Below are 18,616 nucleotides of genomic sequence, written 5' to 3' on the forward strand. Positions count from 1 at the left end.
GTCCGATGCAGTGCGGCGGCGCGGCTAGTTCGCGGCCTTGGCATTGTCAGCCTTGGCCAGCTGCTTCCAGGCACCCTGCTGAGAAAGCATCGAGCGCAGGTAGGCGACGTTCGCTTCCGCTTGTTCGCTGGAGAGCTCCTGTCGGGCGATCGTCTCGGCCTCCTGGAAACGTCCCTGAAGCCCGACGGCAAGTGCGAGATTCTGGCGCACGCTGCTGTCAGCGCCGGGCTGGCCGGTTGCCGACTTGAGATAGGTTTCCGCTGTGCGAAGGTCCTTGGTCAGAAGGTAGGACATGCCGAGGTTGGAAAGCACGGAAGGTTCGTTCGGCTTGAGTTCGAGCGCTTCGCGGTAGCGCGTGCGCGCCTCCTGCGGACGTCCGAGCTGGTCGAGGATCGCTCCCTCGGCCGATTTCAGCTTCCAGTCCGGACGGTCCGGGGTCTGGGCACGGCTGATCGTCGACAGCGCCTGATCGAGCTGGCCGGCCGCGGCCTGCGCCTTGCCATAGGCGCCGAGCACTTCCCGGTCCGACGGGTTGTTGATCGCGACCTGCTGCATGACGGCGAGGGCCTGCTCGTTGCGCCCGGTCATGCGCAGGAGGTTGGCGTAGTTGAGGCCAGCTTCGCGATCCCTGGGGTTCTTTTCATAGGCTTGGCCGATGCTCTCAGCCGCCGCCGAAAGTTCGGTTGCGGTCATCGACTGCACCGGTTTAGTAAGCCTTGAGATCGAGCCCGTCGTCAGCTCCTTCTTCGGCTGGTTGGCGCAGCCGGCGAGCGAAAGGGCCACCAGCGCAATCGCCGCGCCCTGGAGGAAATGAGTGGCTTTCAAGGGTGAAGTCGTGCGTTTGGCCATGAGTGTCCCCAGCATGCATTCGCGCACCTGAACTTCAGACAACACCGGCGCAACTTTCACTCCAGCAATAATCTGTTAACCCTAACAGAGCGTTAATGGCGCGATTCCATCTCTGTCAGCCGAGGACTTTCATGGCTCCCTATCAGTTCATCGAACGGCCGTCGCCGTTCAACACCAGCGCCGGCAAGACCCTGCCGATTTTCGCCGTCACGCCGGCGCATATCGAGACCGGGACGATCGATCCGATCGCTTTGGACTGGGCGCGCAAGGCTGGATTCACCGCCGATTCCGGCGCGGTTCTGTTGATCCCATCCGCTGACGGCCATCTCGGCGGTGCACTCTTCGGCCTCGGCAGCAACCCGTCGGAGGCGCCCTTCCTTGCCGGCAAGCTCGCGCGGGCGCTGCCGGCGGGCAAGTGGCACATCGAAACTGCGCCGCTCACGGCCAACCGGCTGGCGCTTGGCTATGGCCTCGGCTCCTATCGCTTCGAGCGCTACAAAGCCAGCAAGGGCGAGCCGCCGACGCTGCTGATCCCCGCCGACGCCGATGCCACCGACATCAAGCGGCAGCTTGCAGGCGTGTTCCTGGCGCGTGACCTCATCAACACGCCGACCAACGACATGGGCCCTGAGGCGCTCGAAGCGGCCTTCCGCGCGCTTGCCGCCCACTACAAGGCAGATGTCTCGGTCATATCAGGCGAGGCGCTGCTGACGCAGAACTTTCCGCTGGTTCATACCGTCGGCCGCGCAAGCGCCGAGGCGCCGCGTCTGCTCGAGCTGCGCTGGGGCAAGAAGGGCCACAAGAAGGTAACCCTCGTCGGCAAGGGCGTCTGCTTCGATACCGGCGGTCTCGACATCAAGCCGGCCTCTTCCATGCTGCTGATGAAGAAGGATATGGGCGGTGCCGCCAATGTCCTCGGTCTCGCCCTGATGATCATGGACGCCAAGCTCAAGATCGATCTGCGCGTCATCGTGCCTGTGGTGGAAAACTCGATCTCGGCCAACGCCTTCCGTCCCGGCGACATCTACCGCAGCCGCAAGGGGTTGACGGTTCAGATCGACAACACCGATGCCGAAGGCCGGCTGATCCTCGCCGATGCGCTCGCCTATGCCGACGAAGAGAAGACCGACCTCCTGGTCGACATGGCAACGCTGACCGGTGCCGCCCGCGTCGCGCTCGGCCCGGACCTGCCGCCCTTCTTCACCGACGATGCCGACCTTGCCCGTGATCTTTCGGAAGCAAGCCTCGAAGTCGATGATCCGATGTGGCGCATGCCGCTCCACAACGGCTACGACAAGGATGTCTCGGCGCGGATTGCAGATCTGACCAATGCGCCGGCGGGCGGGATGGCCGGTTCGATCACTGCCGCGCTCTTCCTCAGGCGCTTCGTCACCAACACCAAGAGCTGGGTGCATTTCGACATCTTCGGGTGGGCGCAGTCCGAACGGCCGCATTCGCCGGTTGGCGGCGAGGCACAGGCGATTCGGGCGCTCTACCAACATATCCAGGAGATGGCGAAGTAGCCGGACCGGCTGGCAGAAAGAAACGCTTGCGTAACGATCCGCCGCTATCGTGGCGGATCATCTTCCTGCGCAGGAGCCGCCATTGCCGATCGAGCTTACGCCTTCCCAGGCCCTAGGGCTTTGGCACTCGGTGTCGGTCGCTCAGGTTCGCGTCGACAGCCGCGACCTGACCTTGCGGCAGCTGGCGATCCTCCTGCATATCTATCTCGTGCCGCCGCCTCATACCGTTCGCGGCCTGGCAGCGACCCTCGGCGTCACCAAGCCGGTCATCACGCGGGCGCTCGATACAATGGGGGCGCTTGGCCTCGTCGATCGCGCCCGCGATGACCGTGATCGCCGCAACGTCGTCATCAAAAGGACAGTCGAGGGTGCTCTCTATCTTGAAAAATTTGGTGACCTGATCATTGATCAGGGCCGCAAACAGCCCAAGTGAGTAGATATGTCGACACTGCCCGATCGCCGCCTGAATGCCTACCGACCCGACCTCGCGGAGAACCGCCTTCGCGGTGTCGTGCAAGCCGAACGTTACGTCGAGGGAAGCGTTGCCCGTGTCTCGGTTCCGGTTACGCCGCTTCGGGCGCGGCCCGATCTCGGCTGCGGCACCGACACCGAGCTGCTGCTCGGCGAATCGGTGCGGGTGCTCGACACCAGCGAGAGCTGGTGCTGGGTGAAGGCCGATCTCGACGGCTATGTCGGCTACCTGCCGGAATATTGCCTCGCACCGGTGGTCAAAAGTCCGACGCACATCGTCTCGGCACCGCGCACTTTCGTCTATACCGGTCACGATCTGCGCTTCCCGACTGTCTATCCGCTTTCGATGGGCAGCCGGTTGACGGTTGTCGATGAGCGCGAAACCCGCGGAACGCGCTACTTCCTGCTCGACGGTGGCCAGGCGGTTATCGCCAATCACTGCATCGAGGTCGGCAGTGTCGTGCCGGAAGACTATGTCTCGGTCGCTGCCCGCTTCGTCGAAACGCCCTATCTCTGGGGTGGACGCTCCGGCTTCGGCATCGATTGCTCCGGTCTCGTGCAATTGTCGATGATGATGGTAGGCAGGCAAGCACCGCGCGATTCCGACATGCAGGCAGCAGGTCTGGGAACGCCGATTGCGCGCGAAGAGCTCAAGCGCGGCGACCTCGTCTTCTGGAAGGGGCACGTCGCGCTGATGGAGGACGACGAAACCTTGATCCACGCCAACGGCCATACGATGACGGTTGCGCGCGAAGGGTTGGAAGCCTCGATCGAGCGGATTGGCTGGCTCTATGAGCAGCCGACGGGCTATCGCCGTCCCTGACCGCCGCGCTTGATAAGGCGTTACGCAATATAAGCGGCACGCCTCACCTTCGCGAGATCAATAGCCGGCTACCTTATCGACCACGTGTTCAAGCGATTGGCCGCTTTCGAAGCGGGCGATCTGCTGCTCGACATGGCGGAACAGTGCCTTGACGTCCGAGGATGCCGCAACGTGCGGCGTCACATAGACGTTTGGCATGGTCCAGAAGCGGCTGTCGCGGACGAGCGGCTCCTCCTCGAAGACATCGAGCGAGGCGCCGCCGAGCACGCCGCTGTCGAGCGCGCTCAGGATATCGGCTTCCACCTGGCTGCCGCCGCGGCCGGCATTGATGAACGCCGGTGCCCCGAAAGGACCGTTGCGGCTAAGCTTGGCAAACAGGCGCAGATTGAAGATGCCGCGGGTGTCCGGCGTCAGCGGCAACAGCCCGACGAGGAAATCCGTGCGGGCGAGAAAGCTGTCGAGTTCGTTGCCGCCAAAGGTTTCGATGCCCTCGACGGTTCTTTTGCTGCGCGACCAGCCGACGACCTTGAAGCCCATGGTGGAAAGCTTGCGGGCGGCATCCTGGCCGAGAACGCCCATGCCCATGATACCGACAGTGATATCGGCCGCCTCCGGCTGGCTGAGATCGCGCCATTCGCGCTTCGCCGCCAGCGCCTCGTAGGCGCGGTGCTGGCGCAGATGCAGGAGGCATTGCATGACCACCCATTCGCTCATGCGCGTCGTCAGCGTCTGGTCGACGAAGCGCACCAGCGGCACTTCGGGCAGGCCCGGCAGCGTCAGAACGTGATCGACCCCGGCGCCGCCGGAGAAGACCACCTTGAGGTCCGGCGCCCGTTCGAAGAGATCCGGTGCCGATTTCCAGACCACCGCATAGTCGATGCCCGAGAGATCGCGATTGTGGTGCACCACATCGGCGCGGTTGATCACCTCGCGATCGGGAAAGGCGCCGCGAAGAGCCTCCTCCACCTCGTTCGGAATGAACTTCAGGTCTACGATGACGGGGCTTTTTGCGGGCATTGCGGACACCTATTGGCGGATCGCGGTCAGATTGACGGCTTCGAGATTGAAGGCCGCTGCCATCAGCGCCTTCGTGTAGTCTTGGCTGGGCGCATTGAAGATGCGCTCGGCCGATCCCTGTTCCACCACCTTGCCCATGCGCATCACGATCATCTCGTTGGCAAGGGCGCGCACGACCTTCAGGTCGTGGCTGATGAACAGGTAGGCGAGGTCGTGCTTGCTTTGCAGGTCGCGCAAGAGATCGACCACCTGTGCCTGCACGCTCATGTCGAGCGCCGAGGTCGGTTCGTCGAGCATGACGAACTGCGGCTTCAGCACCATGGCGCGGGCGATGGCGATGCGCTGGCGCTGGCCGCCGGAGAATTCGTGGGGATAGCGCCAGCGTGTCGTAGGATCGAGCCCGACCTCCTCGAGCGCCGCGGCAACGCGTGCATCGCGCTCGTTTTCGGATAGGGAACGCTCGTGGATCTTCAGGCCTTCGGCAATGATGTCGGCGACCGACATGCGCGGGCTGAGCGATCCGTAAGGATCCTGGAAGACGATCTGCATCCGGTTTCGAAGCGGCCGCATCTCGTTGAAGCTGTAACGGTCGATGTCCTTGCCGACGAAGGCGATGCGCCCCTTCGACGAGATCAGCCGCGTCAGCGCTAGGCCCAGTGTCGTCTTGCCGGAACCGGATTCGCCGACGACGCCGAGCGTCTGGCCGGCACGCAGCTTCAGGTCGATGCCGTCGACGGCCTTCACATGGTCGACTACCTTGCGCATGAAGCCTGCCTTGATCGGGAACCAGACCTTCATCTCGGAAGCTTCCATCACGATCGGCTTCGAGGCATCTGATGGCGGTGGATTGCCCTTCGGTTCCGACGCGAGCAGATGGCGGGTATAGGCGTGCTGCGGATTGGCAAAGATCTCGGCGGTCGGCCCGGTCTCGACGATCTTGCCCTTGGTCATCACGCAGACCCGGTCGGCAATCTTGCGCACGATGCCGAGGTCGTGGGTGATGAACAGCATCGACATGCCGTGCTCGTCCTTGAGCTTCTTCAAAAGCTCGAGGATCTGCGCCTGTACGGTAACATCGAGCGCTGTCGTAGGCTCGTCGGCGATCAAGAGCTCGGGCCGGTTGGCAAGCGCCATGGCGATCATGACACGCTGGCGCTGGCCGCCGGAAAGCTCGTGCGGATAGGCGCTCAAGCGTTTCTCCGGCTCGCGGATGCCGACCTGGTTCAAGAGTTCGAGAATGCGCGCGCGCCGGGCTGCGCCCTCCAGGCCCTGGTGCAATTCGAGGATCTCGCCGATCTGCCGCTCGATCGAATGCAGCGGGTTGAGCGAGGTCATCGGCTCCTGGAAGATCATGGTAATGTCGTTGCCGCGGGCGTTGCGCAGCTCCGCATCGCTGGCCTTCAGGAGGTCCTTGCCGTTGAACAGGATTTCGCCGCTCGGATGGCTGGCGGACGGGTAGGGCAGAAGCTTCAGGATCGAGTTCGCGGAGACCGACTTGCCGGAGCCGGATTCACCGACGAGCGCCACGGTTTCCCCGCGCTTGATCTCGAAGGAAATGTGGTCGACGGCAACAGACGTGTTGCCGCCCTGGTGAAAGGCGACCGAGAGGTCGCGCACGGAGAGGATGGGATCTGTCATCGTCGCGCTCACCGGAATGTCTTTCTCGGATCGAAGGCATCGCGCGTCGCTTCGCCGACGAAGATCAGCAGCGATAGCATCAGCGACATCACACAGAAGGCCGTCAGACCGAGCCAGGGCGCCTGAAGGTTGGACTTGCCCTGGGCGATCATCTCGCCGAGCGAGGGAGAACCCGGCGGCATGCCGAAGCCGAGGAAGTCGAGCGAGGTCAGGGTCGTGATCGAACCGGAGAGGATGAAGGGCAGGAAGGTCAGCGTTGCGACCATCGCGTTCGGCAGGAGGTGGCGATACATGATCGTGCCGTTGCCGACGCCGAGCGCCCGGGCCGCGTTCACATATTCGAAGTTGCGCGCCCTCAGGAACTCGGCGCGCACCACCCCGACGAAGCCGACCCAGGAAAACAGCAGCATGATGCCGAGCAGGATGAAGAAGCCGGGCGGCAGGATCGCGGCGATGATCAGCAGGATGTAAAGCACCGGCATCGACGACCAGATCTCGATGAAGCGCTGCATCAGCAGATCGGTCCATCCGCCGAAATAGCCCTGGACGGCGCCGGCCGTGACGCCGATCACCGCCGATGCGATGGTGAGCGTCAGGCCGAAAAGCACCGAGATGCGGAAGCCGTAGATCATCCGAGCCATGACGTCACGCGCCTGGTCGTCGGTGCCGAGCCAGTTGAGATTGCCGACGATGCAATTGCGGTCGTTGGTCTTCTCCGGATAGGCGGAGCACCGCTCTTCCTTGTCCATCAGCCAGAATGGCTTGGTGGGCGCCGAATGGGGAATGTTGGAGTTGACCGTCTGGTAGGAGTAGCGGACCGGCGGCCAGATCATCCAGCCATTGGCCTCGATCTCGTCGCGAATGAAATCCGATCGATAGTCGGTTTCAGCCAGGAAACCGCCGAACTTCTCCTCGGGGTAATTGATCACCACCGGGAACAGGATCTCGCCCTTGTAGGATGCGACGATCGGCCTGTCATTGGCGATGAACTCTGCCAGGAGGCTGAGCACGAAAAGCAGGAGGAATATCCAGAGCGACCAGTAGCCACGCCGGTTCGCCTTGAAATTCTGCCAGCGCCGCTGGTTGACCGGGGATAGCCAGCCGCGTGGCGGCATGGCCGCGGGCGCAGTCGGAGAGGTCGTCACGTCAGCCATCAGACGTCCCTCCGCTCGAAGTCGATACGCGGATCGACCCAGGTGTAGATGAGGTCCGAGAGCAGGCTGACGAGCAGCCCCATCAGCGAGAAGATGAAGAGCGTCGCGAAGACGATCGGGTAGTCGCGCTTGACCACAGAATCATAGCCGAGGCGGCCGAGGCCATCGAGCGAGAAGATGTACTCGATCAAGAGCGAGCCGGTGAAGAAGGCCGAGATGAAGGCACCGGGAAAGCCGGCGATGATGATGAGCATGGCGTTGCGGAACACGTGGCCGTAGAGCACCTGGCGGTCGTTGAGACCTTTCGCCCGCGCCGTGGTCACATATTGCTTCTTGATCTCGTCGATGAAGGAATTCTTGGTGAGCAGCGTCGTGGTCGCAAACGCCGAAAGCAGCAGCGTGACCAGCGGCAACGTCATGTGCCAGATATAGTCGAGCGGCTTCTGCCACCAGGGCAATTGCCAGAAATTGTCGGAGACGATGCCGCGCAGCGGGAACCAGTCGAAGAACGATCCACCGGCGAAAATGACGATCAACAGGATGCCGAACAGGAAGCTCGGCACGGCATAGCCGATGACGATGATGCCGGAGGTCCACACATCGAAGGCCGAGCCGTCGGAAACGGCCTTCTTGATGCCCAGCGGGATGGAGATCGCGTAGGAAAACAAGAGGATCCAGAGGCCGAGCGAGATCGAGACCGGCATCTTCTCCTTGATCAGGTCGATGACCGAAGTGTTGCGGAAGAAGCTCTCACCGAAATCGAAGCGGATATAGTTCCACATCATCATGGCGAAGCGTTCGAGCGGTGGCTTGTCGAAACCGAACTGCTTTTCGAGCTTGGCAATGAACTCCGGATCGAGGCCCTGGGCGCCGCGATAGCGGCCGCCTTCGTCGCCGCCTGACTGCATCAGGTCGCCGCTGCTTCCACTCAAGCGGTCGGAGCCGCTACCGGCATTCGTGAGGTCCGAGATCACCTGCTCGACCGGGCCGCCCGGCGCGAACTGGACGATGGCAAACGAGATCGCCATGATCCCGAAGATCGTCGGGATCATCAGCAGAAGGCGGCGCAGGATATAGGCACCCATCAGGCGAGCCTTTCGATCGACGTGTGGGCGGTGGCCCGGACCGGCGAAGCGTCGGCATGCCGTCTATGGTGTCTCAATCCCAGGGTCTCCTTGCGGCGATCAGGCCCGGATCGGGGCTTGTTTCAGTGATTCGTTTTTTTGCATTTGGAATCGAGACGCCATTCGAGTGCAAGGACTTCATTTGGGGGAGGCGTTTTTCGACCACCAGCTGTCCGGGAACCCGGTCGAGTAGTAGGGAAGCTCCTTCAGGTGGGCGAGCTGGTTCCAATAGGCGACGCGCACCGACTTCGAGTAGAACAACGGCACGACAAAATGGTGAGCGAGGAGAACGCGGTCGAGCGCCCGCGTCGTTGCAATCAGCTCCTCGCGGTTCGGTGCGAAGATGACCTTGCGGATCAGCTCGTCGATTGCCGGGTCGGATATGCCGGCATAGTTTCGTGATCCCTGCTGATTGACCGAGCTCGAACCCCAGTAGTCGAGCTGCTCGTTGCCGGGCACCAGCGTTTGCGCCCAGATACCATAGATCATGTCATAGTCGAAGCTTCTGACGCGGTTGGTGTATTGCGAGTCGTCGACGGTGCGGATGCGCGCATCGATGCCGATCCGCTTCACGCTGTTGATGAACGGCATTACGGTGCGCTCGAAGGAGGGGTTCGACAGCAGTAGCTCGAAGCCGAAGGGTTCGCCCGTCTTGGCATTCACCAGGCGGGTCCCCTTGAGCTCGTAGCCCGCCTCCTTGAACAGATCGAGGGCTTTGCGCAGGTTGTCGCGCACCTTTTGCGGCTCGCCGTTGACGGGGTTGGTATAGGGCGTGGTGAAGACTTCTGGCGGAACCTTGTCCTTCAGCTCCTCGAGGATTGCCTTTTCCCGGCCTTCGGGCAGGGCGGAAGAGGCAAGCTCGGTACCCCAGAAGTAGCTGTCGACACGCTTGTATGCGTTATAGGCAAGGTTGCGGTTCAGGTCCTCGAAGTCGAAGGCGTAGTTCAACGCCTCGCGCACTCTTGGATCCTTGAATTTTTCGCGGCGCATGTTCGGTACGAGCGCCTGCATGATGCCAGTTGCGCGCAGCGGATTTTCGATCTCCTCGCGGATCACCCGGCCATCTTTCATTGCCGGGAAATCATAGGCGGTCGCCCAGTGGCTGGCGCTGTTGTCCTGGTAGAAATCGACGTTACCGGAGCGGAAGGCTTCGAACTGCACGTTCCTGTCGCCGTAGAAGCCATAGCTGATCACGCCGAAATTATATTGACCGACGTTGACGTTGAGGTTCTTGGCCCAATAGTCGTCCCTGAGTTCGAAGCGGATCGAGCCGCCGGCCTGGAAAGAGGCGATTTTGTAGGGGCCGGAACCCATGACCGGCTCCAGTGTCGTTTGGCTGATGTCGCGCTTTTTGCCCTGGGCGTCCTCGCCTTCCCACCAGTGCTTGGGCAGGATCGGGAACTGGCCGAGGATGTTCGGCAGTTCGTGATTGTTCTTCTCGTCGAAGTGGAAGGTAACGTCGCGCTCGCCGGTCTTTTCCGCCGAAGTGACATGGCGGTAATAGTTGGACAGAAGCGGATTGTACTGCTTCACCATCTCGAACGAGAAAACCACGTCCTCCGGCGTCACCGGCTTTCCGTCGGCCCATTTCGCCTCAGCGCGAAGCCGAAACGACGCGGAGGAAATATCGTCGGGATAGGAGACGCCTTCAGCGAGCAGACCGTAAGCGGTGGTGATCTCGTCTTCGGCGGATTTCAGCAGCGTATCGAACACGAGAGATGTGACGCCACTCGCCGCCTCGCCTTTGGAAAGGATCGGGTTGAAGGTATCGAAGGTGCCGTTTTCCGAGAGCCGCAGTTCTCCGCCTTTGGGCGCATCCGGATTGACGTAGTCGAACCGGGCGAATCCTTGCTTGTATTTGGGCTCGCCGATTGACGAGGTGCCGTGACGCCAGACGGGCTGATCTTCGGCATTGCCTGCAGGAGGGAAGAGAAGAAACGCTGCTGTCAGAAGTGAGGCAGCGAGGCCAGGTTTCACGGTCCTGCAGAAGTTTGGCATCCAGCCGGTACCCCTTATATTTCAATCTTCTTTTGCGAGAGCATAGGCGAAATCCGGGCAATTGACAGGCACTGCCGCAAATCAGGCAAAATTTTTGAGTCACATCCCGGTGATTCACAAGCGTGTGACGCGTAAGGCTGAGGCAAACACGGGGCCTTAGGATCGGGGTTCGTCGGACAGGGCATGGCGCATATCGGCGCCGCTGTTCGCGAGACAAACGGGACGAAATTCAATGATTGCTCCACTTCGACGTTGCGGCTCGGCGTTTCTTGCGTTGCTGCTGGGAACAAGCCTTCTGATCGCCGACAGCGCCGCAGCCGACGATGTGCCGGCCAAGGCGCTTTTCGGTGCCAAGGCGCTGCCGGCCGAAATGGCGGCCAACCCCTATGGCTTCTACGCGAAGGGTTGCCTTGCCGGCGGTGTCGCGATCCCGACCGACGGGCCTACCTGGCAGGCAATGCGACTGTCGCGCAATCGCCGCTGGGGTCACCCGCAGATGATCGCCCTGATCGAGCAGTTTTCGCACGATGCCGCCGAAAAGGTCGGTTGGCCCGGCCTGCTGCTCGGTGACATCTCGCAGCCGCGCGGCGGTCCGATGGTGTCGGGGCACGCGTCCCACCAGATCGGCCTGGACGCCGATATCTGGCTGACGCCGATGCCGCAACGCACGCTCACCTATCGCGAGCGCGAGGACATCTCCGCGACCTCGATGCTGCAGAAGAACAAGTTCCTGACGGTCGACCGTTCCATTTGGACGCCGAAACACGCGCAGCTCATCATGCTGGCGGCAAGCTATCCGCAGGTGGAGCGGGTTTTCGTCAACCCGGCGATCAAGAAGAAGCTTTGCGACACCTGGACCGGCGACCGCTCGGCGCTCGGCAAGGTCCGGCCGATCTACGGGCACGATTATCACTTCCACATCCGCATCAAATGCCCGGCGGGGGCAACGAGCTGCAAGGACCAGGCGGCGGTGCCGGCCGGCGATGGCTGCGACAAGTCGCTGGCCTGGTGGTTCACCGACGAGCCGTGGGCGAAGCCGACGAAGAAGCCGGGCGAGAAACCCGTGAAGCCGAAGGTGACGACGCTTGCCGACCTGCCGAAAGCCTGCGCGCTGGTGCTTAACGGTCCTGCGCCGGCGTCGGAAGAGGCCGCCACGTTCGGCACGGCCTATCGGGCAGCGGCACCTGCCCCAGCGGCACAGAGGATCGAGCAGGTGATCGGCGCTGCCGCGGGGGATGTTCCGCCGGCCGATATTCCGGTGCCGCAGGCTCGGCCGACCTTGCAATGATCATGGATGCGCGCGGATGGGCGGGCTTCAACCTTCCCATCGCCGCAGCGTTCATGTATAGGGCGATCAAATCGATTTAAAGATTGATGCGAGGCCCGACATGGCGGATCGGAAATGCATTGCCCTGATCGCTCACGATCAGAAGAAGGACGATCTTGCTGCCTTCGCCAAGGTGCACGAAGCGGTCTTGTCGCAATGGCGTATCGTTGCGACCGGCACGACAGGCGGTCGCGTCCTCGACGTCTGTCCGGGGCTCGACATCACGCGGCTCAAAAGCGGTCCGCTCGGCGGCGACCAGCAGATCGGCGCGATGATCGCCACCGGCGAGGTGCAGCTTCTGATCTTCTTCGTCGATCCCCTCACGGCGATGCCGCATGACGTGGACGTCAAGGCGCTGATGCGACTTGCGATCGTCTATGACATTCCAATGGCGCTTAACCGCGCGACCGCCGAACAGTTGATCGATTTCAACCCAAAATCATAAATATGATCGCGTCTCGGTAGGGCGGGACGGGCGGAAAGGCGCACACACTTTCCCTTATTCCGCTCTAGCTGATAGACAGCGATATAACTGCCACGACGATCAGGATGGACCTTGCGATGCCCGGCACCAGTGAAAACGCCTTCCCCTTTCCGATCCTGATCGGTGATATCGGCGGCACCAATGCGCGCTTTGCCCTACTCCTCGATGCCTTCGCTGAGCCGAAACAGTTACCGCCGATCAAGACCGGGGATTTCGAAACGATCGAGGAGGCGATGCAGAAGAGCATCCTCGACAAGACCTCGGTGCAGCCCCGTTCGGCGATCCTGGCGGTAGCCGGCCCGATCCGGGGCGACGAAATTCCGCTCACAAATGCCGGCTGGGTGATCAGGCCGAAGGACATGCTTTCGAGCCTCGGCCTCGAAGATGTGCTGATCATCAACGATTTCGAGGCGCAGGCGCTCGCCGTGGCGGCGCCGGCGGACGAGGACCTCGTGCAGATCGGCGGCGGCAGCGTTCGCCCCTTGACGTCGCGTGTCGTCCTTGGCCCGGGCACGGGGCTCGGCGTCGGCGGGCTGGTCTTTGCCCAGCACACCTGGATCCCGGTGCCGGGCGAGGGCGGCCATGTCGACATCGGCCCGCGCAGCGAACGCGACTTTCAGATCTGGCCGTTCCTCGATCCGATCGAGGGACGCATGGCTGGCGAGCAGATCCTCTGCGGCCGCGGCATCATGAACCTCTATCGCGCCGTTTGTGCCGCCGATGGTGCAGACCCGGTGCTCACCGATCCGGCGGAAGTGACCACGCATGCGCTGGCCGAAAGCGACAGGGCGGCGATCGAAACCATTTCGTTGTTCTGTACCTATCTCGGCCGCGTTGCCGGCGACATGGCGCTGATTTTCATGGCCCGCGGGGGTGTTTTCCTGGCTGGCGGCATTTCGCAGAAGATCTTGCCGGCGCTCATGAAATCGCCGTTCCGCGCTGCCTTCGAAGACAAGGCGCCGCACTCGGCGCTGATGAAGACGATCCCGACCTTTGCCGTCATTCATCCGATGGCGGCGCTCTCCGGTTTGGCCGCTTTTGCCCGCACGCCGAGGGATTTCGGTGTTGCAACGGAGGGACGCCGCTGGAGAAGCTGAGCATCCGGCGCGCGCAAAGACTCGCCAAAACGATACCAAACCACTATAGAGCCCCGGGAAAGGTCGGGCCGGAAACCGGCTCGCCACATTGGGTCCAGGGAAGACGGGCTTTTTGAGCGCCAGCAATAGAAAACAGCACGCGGTCGATTCCGAGACGATCAGCGGAATTCTGAAACGGGTCATTGCAGAAAACGGTCGCGACCACATTCGCGGCTATGCTTTTGCCATCGCCTGTCTGGCCGTCGTTGCAGCAACAACCGGTTTCACGGCCTCGATCATGGAGACCGTGATCAACGAGGCCTTTGCCAACAAGCGTGCAGATATCGTCCTGCTCGTCTGCGGCGCGATCCTCGCCGCCTTCGTGCTTCGCGGCTTTGCCACTTACGGCCAGGCTGTTGCCCTGTCGAAGATCGGCAACAACATCGTCGCGCGTTACCAGCGCCGGCTCTATGCCCACCTGATGGCGCTGAGCGTCGGCTATTTCAACGAGACGCGCTCGGCACAGCTTGCAGCCCAGATCAGCCAGAACGTCAGCGGCATCCGCGACGTGCTCAACCTGACGGTTACGTCGATTGCTCGCGATCTTCTGACCCTGATCGGTCTTGTCGGCGTCATGTTCGCCAAGGATTGGCTGCTGTCGATCATCGTCTTCGTCGCGGCACCGCCATTGCTTCTCGGCCTGCGCTACGTTTCCAGGCGCCTGCGTTCGGCAACGCGCGAATCGATCGAGGTCAACAGCCGCGTTCTCGGCGCGATGCAGGAAACCATACAGGGCATCACCATCGTCAAGGCCTTCACCATGGAAGGCGAACTGCGCGGCAAGGTCGAGACGATCATCGATCGCGCCGAAAACCGGGCGAACCGCATTGCGCGCTTGAGCGAGCGCACGGCGCCGATGACCGAAACCTTCGCAGGTCTCGCGATTTCCGCCGTGCTTGCCTATTCCGCCTTCCGCGCGATCTATGCCGACGTGCCGCCCGGCGCCTTCTTCGCCTTCGTCGTGGCCCTGCTGATGGCCTATGATCCGGCCCGCCGACTGGCTCGACTTCAGGTCTCGCTGGAACGGGCCGCCGTCAATGCTCGCATGGTCTACGAAATCCTCGATACCGTGCCGCATCAACGCGACAAGCCAGACGCCAGGGAACTGGCCGTCACGAATGCCGCTGTTGAGCTGCGCGACGTCCGCTTCCAATACGCCAATGGCGACGAGGTTCTGAGAGGCGTCAGCTTCGTTGCCGAAGGCGGCAAGACGACAGCGCTCGTCGGCCCCTCTGGTGCCGGCAAGTCGACCGTCATCAGCCTCATCCCGCGATTCTATGATCCGGCTTCCGGCCAGATCCTGATCGACGGACAGGACATTGCCGACGTCACCAAGCAGTCGCTGCGCAAGGGCATTGCCTATGTTTCGCAGCAGCCCTATCTCTTCGAAGGGTCGATCCGCGACAACATCCGCTACGGGCGCATCGATGCGACCGATGCGGAGATCGAGGACGCGGCGCGGCTTGCCTACGCCCATGATTTCATCCTGGCGCAGCCGCAGGGTTACGATACGCCGGTCGGCGAAAACGGCATGACGCTTTCCGGCGGCCAGCGCCAGCGGCTGTCGATCGCCCGTGCGCTCGTGCGCAACGCCCCGATCCTGCTACTCGACGAGGCTACCTCGGCGCTCGATACCGAATCGGAAGCCGCCGTGCAGAAGGCGCTCGACCACGCCATGGACGGCCGCACGGTGATCGTCATCGCGCATCGCCTCTCGACCGTCGTCAACGCCGACAAGATCATCGTCATGAAGGATGGCTCGGTCGTCGAGGAAGGTACGCATGCCGAGCTTGCACGGCGACCGGACGGTCTCTACGCTCGGCTCCACAATCTCCAGGGCCAGTCGCCCGAGGCCAACGCGCCCGAAGCGCCGGCCGACGCCGAAATCTAGAGCGCTACCAGAAAAAGTGCGCAGCGGTTTTGCGTCCGGAAATGCGTAAGAAGAACAGATAGCGCGTCCCCCGGTTCATTTGACCGGAACGCTCCAAAGCGGACAAAAAGGAAATCACCGATGGGCGAAACCGATATGAAGCTCGTGGTGGTGGGTGCTGCAGGCCGTATGGGCCAGACGCTGATAAGGACGGTTCACGCGATGGAGGGCGTGCGCCTGCATGCCGCAATCGAACGTCCGGGTTCTCCCTTCATTGGCCGTGATGCCGGCGAAGTGGCCGGTCTCGGGCCGATCGGCGTGCCGGTTACCGACCAGCCGCTCGAAGCCTTCGTCGATGCAGAAGGCGTGCTTGATTTCACGGCGCCCGCAGGCACCGTCGAGTTTGCCGGCCTCGCAGCCCAGGCCCGCATCGTCCATGTCATCGGTACCACCGGCTGTTCGGTCGACGATGACGCGAAGATCCGCGCCGCGGCTCGTCACGCCCGCATCGTCAAGTCGGGCAATATGAGCCTCGGCGTGAACGTGCTCGGCGTGCTGACGGAAAAGGCGGCGCGTGCGCTCGGCCCGGCCAACTGGGATATCGAAATCCTCGAAATGCACCACAAGCACAAGGTCGATGCGCCCTCGGGCACGGCGCTGCTTCTCGGCGAAGCCGCGGCTAGAGGACGTGGCATCAGCCTTGCCGACAATTCGGTGCGCGTGCGTGACGGCCATACGGGCCCGCGCCCGGCTGGCACGATCGGTTTTGCGACGCTGCGCGGCGGCTCGGTGATCGGTGAGCATTCGGTCATTCTCGCCGGGGAAGGCGAGCAGGTGACCCTCTCGCACAGCGCGACGGATCGTTCGATCTTCGCACGCGGCGCCGTCACGGCAGCACTGTGGGCACGCAGCCAGAAACCCGGTTTCTACTCCATGCTCGATGTTCTCGGGCTCAGCTGACCCTCTCTCTCACAAGCCTCAAGGGGGATTCGACATGAGCGGTACTCTCGTCCTTGTCCGGCATGGCCAGAGCGACTGGAACCTGAAGAACCTGTTCACCGGCTGGCGTGATCCAGACCTGACGGAACTCGGCGTCGAGGAAGCCAAGGCCGGCGGCAAGGCACTTGCCGACTACGGCATCAAGTTCGATATCGCCTTCACCTCGGATCTTGTCCGCGCCCAGCGCACCTGCCAGTTGGTGCTCGATGCCGTCGGCCAGTCCTCGCTCGAAACGATCCGCGACCAGGCGCTCAACGAGCGCGACTACGGCGACCTGTCGGGCCTCAACAAGGACGACGCACGCCAGAAGTGGGGCGAAGAGCAGGTGCATATCTGGCGCCGCTCCTACGACATTCAGCCTCCGGGCGGCGAAAGCCTGCGCGACACCGGCGCGCGCGTCTGGCCCTACTACCTGACCGAGATCCTGCCGCGCGTACTCTCCGGCCAGAAGGTCCTGGTTGCCGCCCACGGCAACTCGCTCCGCTCGCTGGTCATGGTGCTCGATCGCCTGACAAAGGAAGAGATCCTGAAGCTCAACCTCGCGACGGGCGTGCCGATAGTTTACAAGCTCAACGCCAATTCGACCGTCGCTTCCAAGGAAGTGCTGGGCGACATGTCCGGCGCTCACTGAGCTTTCGCATAATCGGAAATGAAGAAGGGGCGCTGAGCGCCCCTTTTTTGTCTGCTGGCGATACCGGGCTTCAGGTATCAAATCGTGCCGTCGGCCGCCTTGCCGGCTTCCCAGCCGAGGATGGCGCGCTTGCGTGTCAGCCCCCAGTGATAACCGGTGAGATCCCCGCTCTTGCCGAGTGCGCGATGGCAGGGAACGACGAAAGAAATCGGGTTGCGCCCGACCGCAGCGCCCACGGCGCGCGACGCCGTCGGCTGGCCGATCTGCCCGGCGATGTTCGAATAGGTGGTGGCGCAGCCGAGCGGAATCTTCAACAGCGCTTGCCAGACCCGGATCTGGAAATCGGAGCCGATCAGGAAAATGCGCAGCGGCTCGTTCTGGCGCCAGCGCGAGGGGTCGAAGATGCGCGCGGCATATTGGGCCGTGGCCGCACTGTCCTCGATGTAGCGGGCGTTGGGCCAACGTTGTGCCATGTCCTCGAAGCTTGCCTGCTCGCCGCCGGAATCGTTGAAGGCAAGGCCTGCAAGTCCGCGTTCGGTGATCATGACGAGCGCCGTTCCGAAGGGCGAGGGGTGGTAGCCGTAGCGGATCGTCAGACCCTCGCCGCGCGCCTTCCATTCTCCTGGAGACATCGCCTCATGGGTGACGAACAGGTCGTGCAGGCGGCTCGGCCCCGACAGTCCGACCTCGATGCTGGTTTCCAGCAGCGGCATGTCCTCCTGGCGCAGCAGCCGCTTGGCATGGTCGAGCGTCACGGCCTGGAGGAAGGCTTTCGGAGAAAGCCCGGCCCAGCGGGTGAAAACTTTCTGGAGTTGCGTCGGCGACTGCTTCAGGCGCTGCGCCACGGCTTCGAGCGACGGCTGGTCGCGATAATCCTCGGTCAGCATTTCGATCACGCGGCTGACCGTATCGTAATCGGTGCCTTTCGGCGTGATGTCTGTGGGTACGGATGTCGCAATGTTCATGGCTCATCTCCTGTCATGCCACAGGTAACCATTTGGCAGCGCCCGCAACCACCCGAAACTTGAGTGAATGCGAGGATTTGCACCCCATTGGTCGATCAGCGGGCGTCAGCGGCGGCGAACGGTCGCAAGCGCACCCGAGAGCGCGAGTGCGAAGGTCTCGCGATCGTCGCGATTAAGAAACGAACCGATGTCGGTTCGGCGGCCACCGCCGCTGATCGTCATCGAGACGATGCCTATCTCCTGATGCCGGGCGACGTTGAAACGCGCCCAGAAGGGATTGAAGCGGTGTTCGGTGATCTGCCCTGAAGGGGTGAACTTACGCACCGAAACGTCGGTCCGGGAAACGCTGACCTCCTCGCGGCTGAGTGCCGAGCGGTTGTTCAGCCAGAAGGCGCCGAACAGCAACAGGTAGTCGAGACCGAAGAAGAACACGACCGGCCAGGCGCCGATGATGAAGAAAACGACGACATGCACGAGGCTCAAAAGCCCGGCAATCAGGAAGAAGACTTTGAAACCTCGGCGTCCGAGCGAACGATAGGGCGTGAGCTCGGCGGTGAAGACCGGCGCATCCTCGGGCGGGGTGGTGGCGTTGCCATTTATCATGACC

The 18,616-nt window shown here is 62.5% G+C and carries 17 protein-coding genes; 9 read left to right on the top strand and 8 right to left on the bottom strand.

Going from position 1 to position 18,616, the window contains the following annotated elements:
- Positions 1 to 24: 24 nt before the first annotated feature.
- The gene (locus LAC81_RS18925; protein ID WP_223726015.1) at positions 25 to 849 is read right to left on the bottom strand and encodes a tetratricopeptide repeat protein; all 825 of its coding nucleotides are present in this window, start codon (positions 847 to 849) and stop codon (positions 25 to 27) included.
- 131 nt (positions 850 to 980) lie between these two features.
- On the opposite strand from LAC81_RS18925, the gene LAC81_RS18930 reads away from it, so the two are divergent.
- From LAC81_RS18930 to LAC81_RS18940, 3 genes are all read left to right on the top strand, one after another.
- Positions 981 to 2,372 (top strand): leucyl aminopeptidase family protein, encoded by a 1,392-nt coding sequence (locus LAC81_RS18930; RefSeq protein ID WP_223726016.1) that lies wholly within the window; start codon positions 981 to 983, stop codon positions 2,370 to 2,372.
- 82 nt (positions 2,373 to 2,454) lie between these two features.
- Positions 2,455 to 2,805 (top strand): MarR family transcriptional regulator, encoded by a 351-nt coding sequence (locus LAC81_RS18935; protein ID WP_223726017.1) that lies wholly within the window; start codon positions 2,455 to 2,457, stop codon positions 2,803 to 2,805.
- 6 nt (positions 2,806 to 2,811) lie between these two features.
- Positions 2,812 to 3,666: an NlpC/P60 family protein gene (locus LAC81_RS18940; RefSeq protein ID WP_223726018.1), complete on the top strand. Its 855-nt coding sequence runs from the start codon at positions 2,812 to 2,814 to the stop codon at positions 3,664 to 3,666.
- Positions 3,667 to 3,723: 57 nt separating this feature from the next.
- Here the strand turns inward: LAC81_RS18940 and LAC81_RS18945 are convergent, their stop codons facing one another.
- The 5 genes from LAC81_RS18945 to LAC81_RS18965 form a co-directional block, all read right to left on the bottom strand.
- Positions 3,724 to 4,683 (bottom strand): 2-hydroxyacid dehydrogenase, encoded by a 960-nt coding sequence (locus LAC81_RS18945; RefSeq protein WP_223726019.1) that lies wholly within the window; start codon positions 4,681 to 4,683, stop codon positions 3,724 to 3,726.
- Positions 4,684 to 4,692: 9 nt separating this feature from the next.
- Positions 4,693 to 6,321, bottom strand: coding sequence for an ABC transporter ATP-binding protein (locus LAC81_RS18950; RefSeq protein WP_223726020.1), 1,629 nt, complete (start codon positions 6,319 to 6,321; stop codon positions 4,693 to 4,695).
- Positions 6,322 to 6,329: 8 nt separating this feature from the next.
- Positions 6,330 to 7,475, bottom strand: a complete 1,146-nt coding sequence (locus LAC81_RS18955; protein WP_419195785.1) for an ABC transporter permease — start codon at positions 7,473 to 7,475, stop codon at positions 6,330 to 6,332.
- Positions 7,475 to 8,560 (bottom strand): microcin C ABC transporter permease YejB, encoded by a 1,086-nt coding sequence (locus LAC81_RS18960; protein ID WP_223726021.1) that lies wholly within the window; start codon positions 8,558 to 8,560, stop codon positions 7,475 to 7,477. The genes LAC81_RS18955 and LAC81_RS18960 overlap by 1 nt, the downstream gene beginning before the upstream one ends.
- A 177-nt stretch (positions 8,561 to 8,737) precedes the next feature.
- Positions 8,738 to 10,597 (bottom strand): extracellular solute-binding protein, encoded by a 1,860-nt coding sequence (locus LAC81_RS18965; RefSeq protein WP_223726022.1) that lies wholly within the window; start codon positions 10,595 to 10,597, stop codon positions 8,738 to 8,740.
- A 232-nt stretch (positions 10,598 to 10,829) separates the two neighbouring features.
- Between LAC81_RS18965 and mepA the strand changes: the two genes are divergently transcribed.
- The 6 genes from mepA (at position 10,830) to LAC81_RS18995 (ending at position 17,044) form a co-directional block, all read left to right on the top strand.
- Complete coding sequence (mepA, locus tag LAC81_RS18970) at positions 10,830 to 11,885, top strand: penicillin-insensitive murein endopeptidase (RefSeq protein ID WP_223726023.1); 1,056 nt, start codon at positions 10,830 to 10,832, stop codon at positions 11,883 to 11,885.
- Positions 11,886 to 11,985: 100 nt separating this feature from the next.
- Positions 11,986 to 12,369, top strand: a complete 384-nt coding sequence (locus tag LAC81_RS18975) for a methylglyoxal synthase (RefSeq protein ID WP_113539909.1) — start codon at positions 11,986 to 11,988, stop codon at positions 12,367 to 12,369.
- Positions 12,370 to 12,485: 116 nt separating this feature from the next.
- On the top strand, positions 12,486 to 13,505 hold the full coding sequence (locus LAC81_RS18980; RefSeq protein ID WP_223726024.1) for a glucokinase: 1,020 nt from the start codon (positions 12,486 to 12,488) through the stop codon (positions 13,503 to 13,505).
- A 112-nt stretch (positions 13,506 to 13,617) separates the two neighbouring features.
- A complete protein-coding gene (locus LAC81_RS18985) occupies positions 13,618 to 15,435 on the top strand; it encodes an ABC transporter ATP-binding protein (protein WP_223726025.1) in 1,818 nt (605 codons plus the stop codon).
- A 120-nt stretch (positions 15,436 to 15,555) separates the two neighbouring features.
- Positions 15,556 to 16,374 carry a 4-hydroxy-tetrahydrodipicolinate reductase gene (gene dapB, locus LAC81_RS18990; RefSeq protein ID WP_223726026.1) on the top strand — a complete coding sequence of 273 codons (819 nt, stop codon included), beginning with the start codon at positions 15,556 to 15,558 and terminating at the stop codon, positions 16,372 to 16,374.
- A gap of 34 nt (positions 16,375 to 16,408) precedes the next feature.
- Complete coding sequence (locus tag LAC81_RS18995) at positions 16,409 to 17,044, top strand: 2,3-bisphosphoglycerate-dependent phosphoglycerate mutase (protein WP_223726027.1); 636 nt, start codon at positions 16,409 to 16,411, stop codon at positions 17,042 to 17,044.
- Between the two features lie 77 nt (positions 17,045 to 17,121).
- On the opposite strand, the gene LAC81_RS19000 is transcribed toward LAC81_RS18995, so the two are convergent.
- Together LAC81_RS19000 and LAC81_RS19005 are read right to left on the bottom strand one after the other, a co-directional pair.
- Positions 17,122 to 18,009, bottom strand: a complete 888-nt coding sequence (locus tag LAC81_RS19000; protein ID WP_223726028.1) for a methylated-DNA--[protein]-cysteine S-methyltransferase — start codon at positions 18,007 to 18,009, stop codon at positions 17,122 to 17,124.
- 105 nt (positions 18,010 to 18,114) lie between these two features.
- Complete coding sequence (locus tag LAC81_RS19005) at positions 18,115 to 18,612, bottom strand: DUF2244 domain-containing protein (protein WP_223726029.1); 498 nt, start codon at positions 18,610 to 18,612, stop codon at positions 18,115 to 18,117.
- Positions 18,613 to 18,616 lie beyond the last annotated feature (4 nt).

Origin of the sequence: Ensifer adhaerens (assembly GCF_020035535.1) — a bacterium.
In the GTDB taxonomy this organism is placed as follows: Bacteria; Pseudomonadota; Alphaproteobacteria; order Rhizobiales; family Rhizobiaceae; genus Ensifer.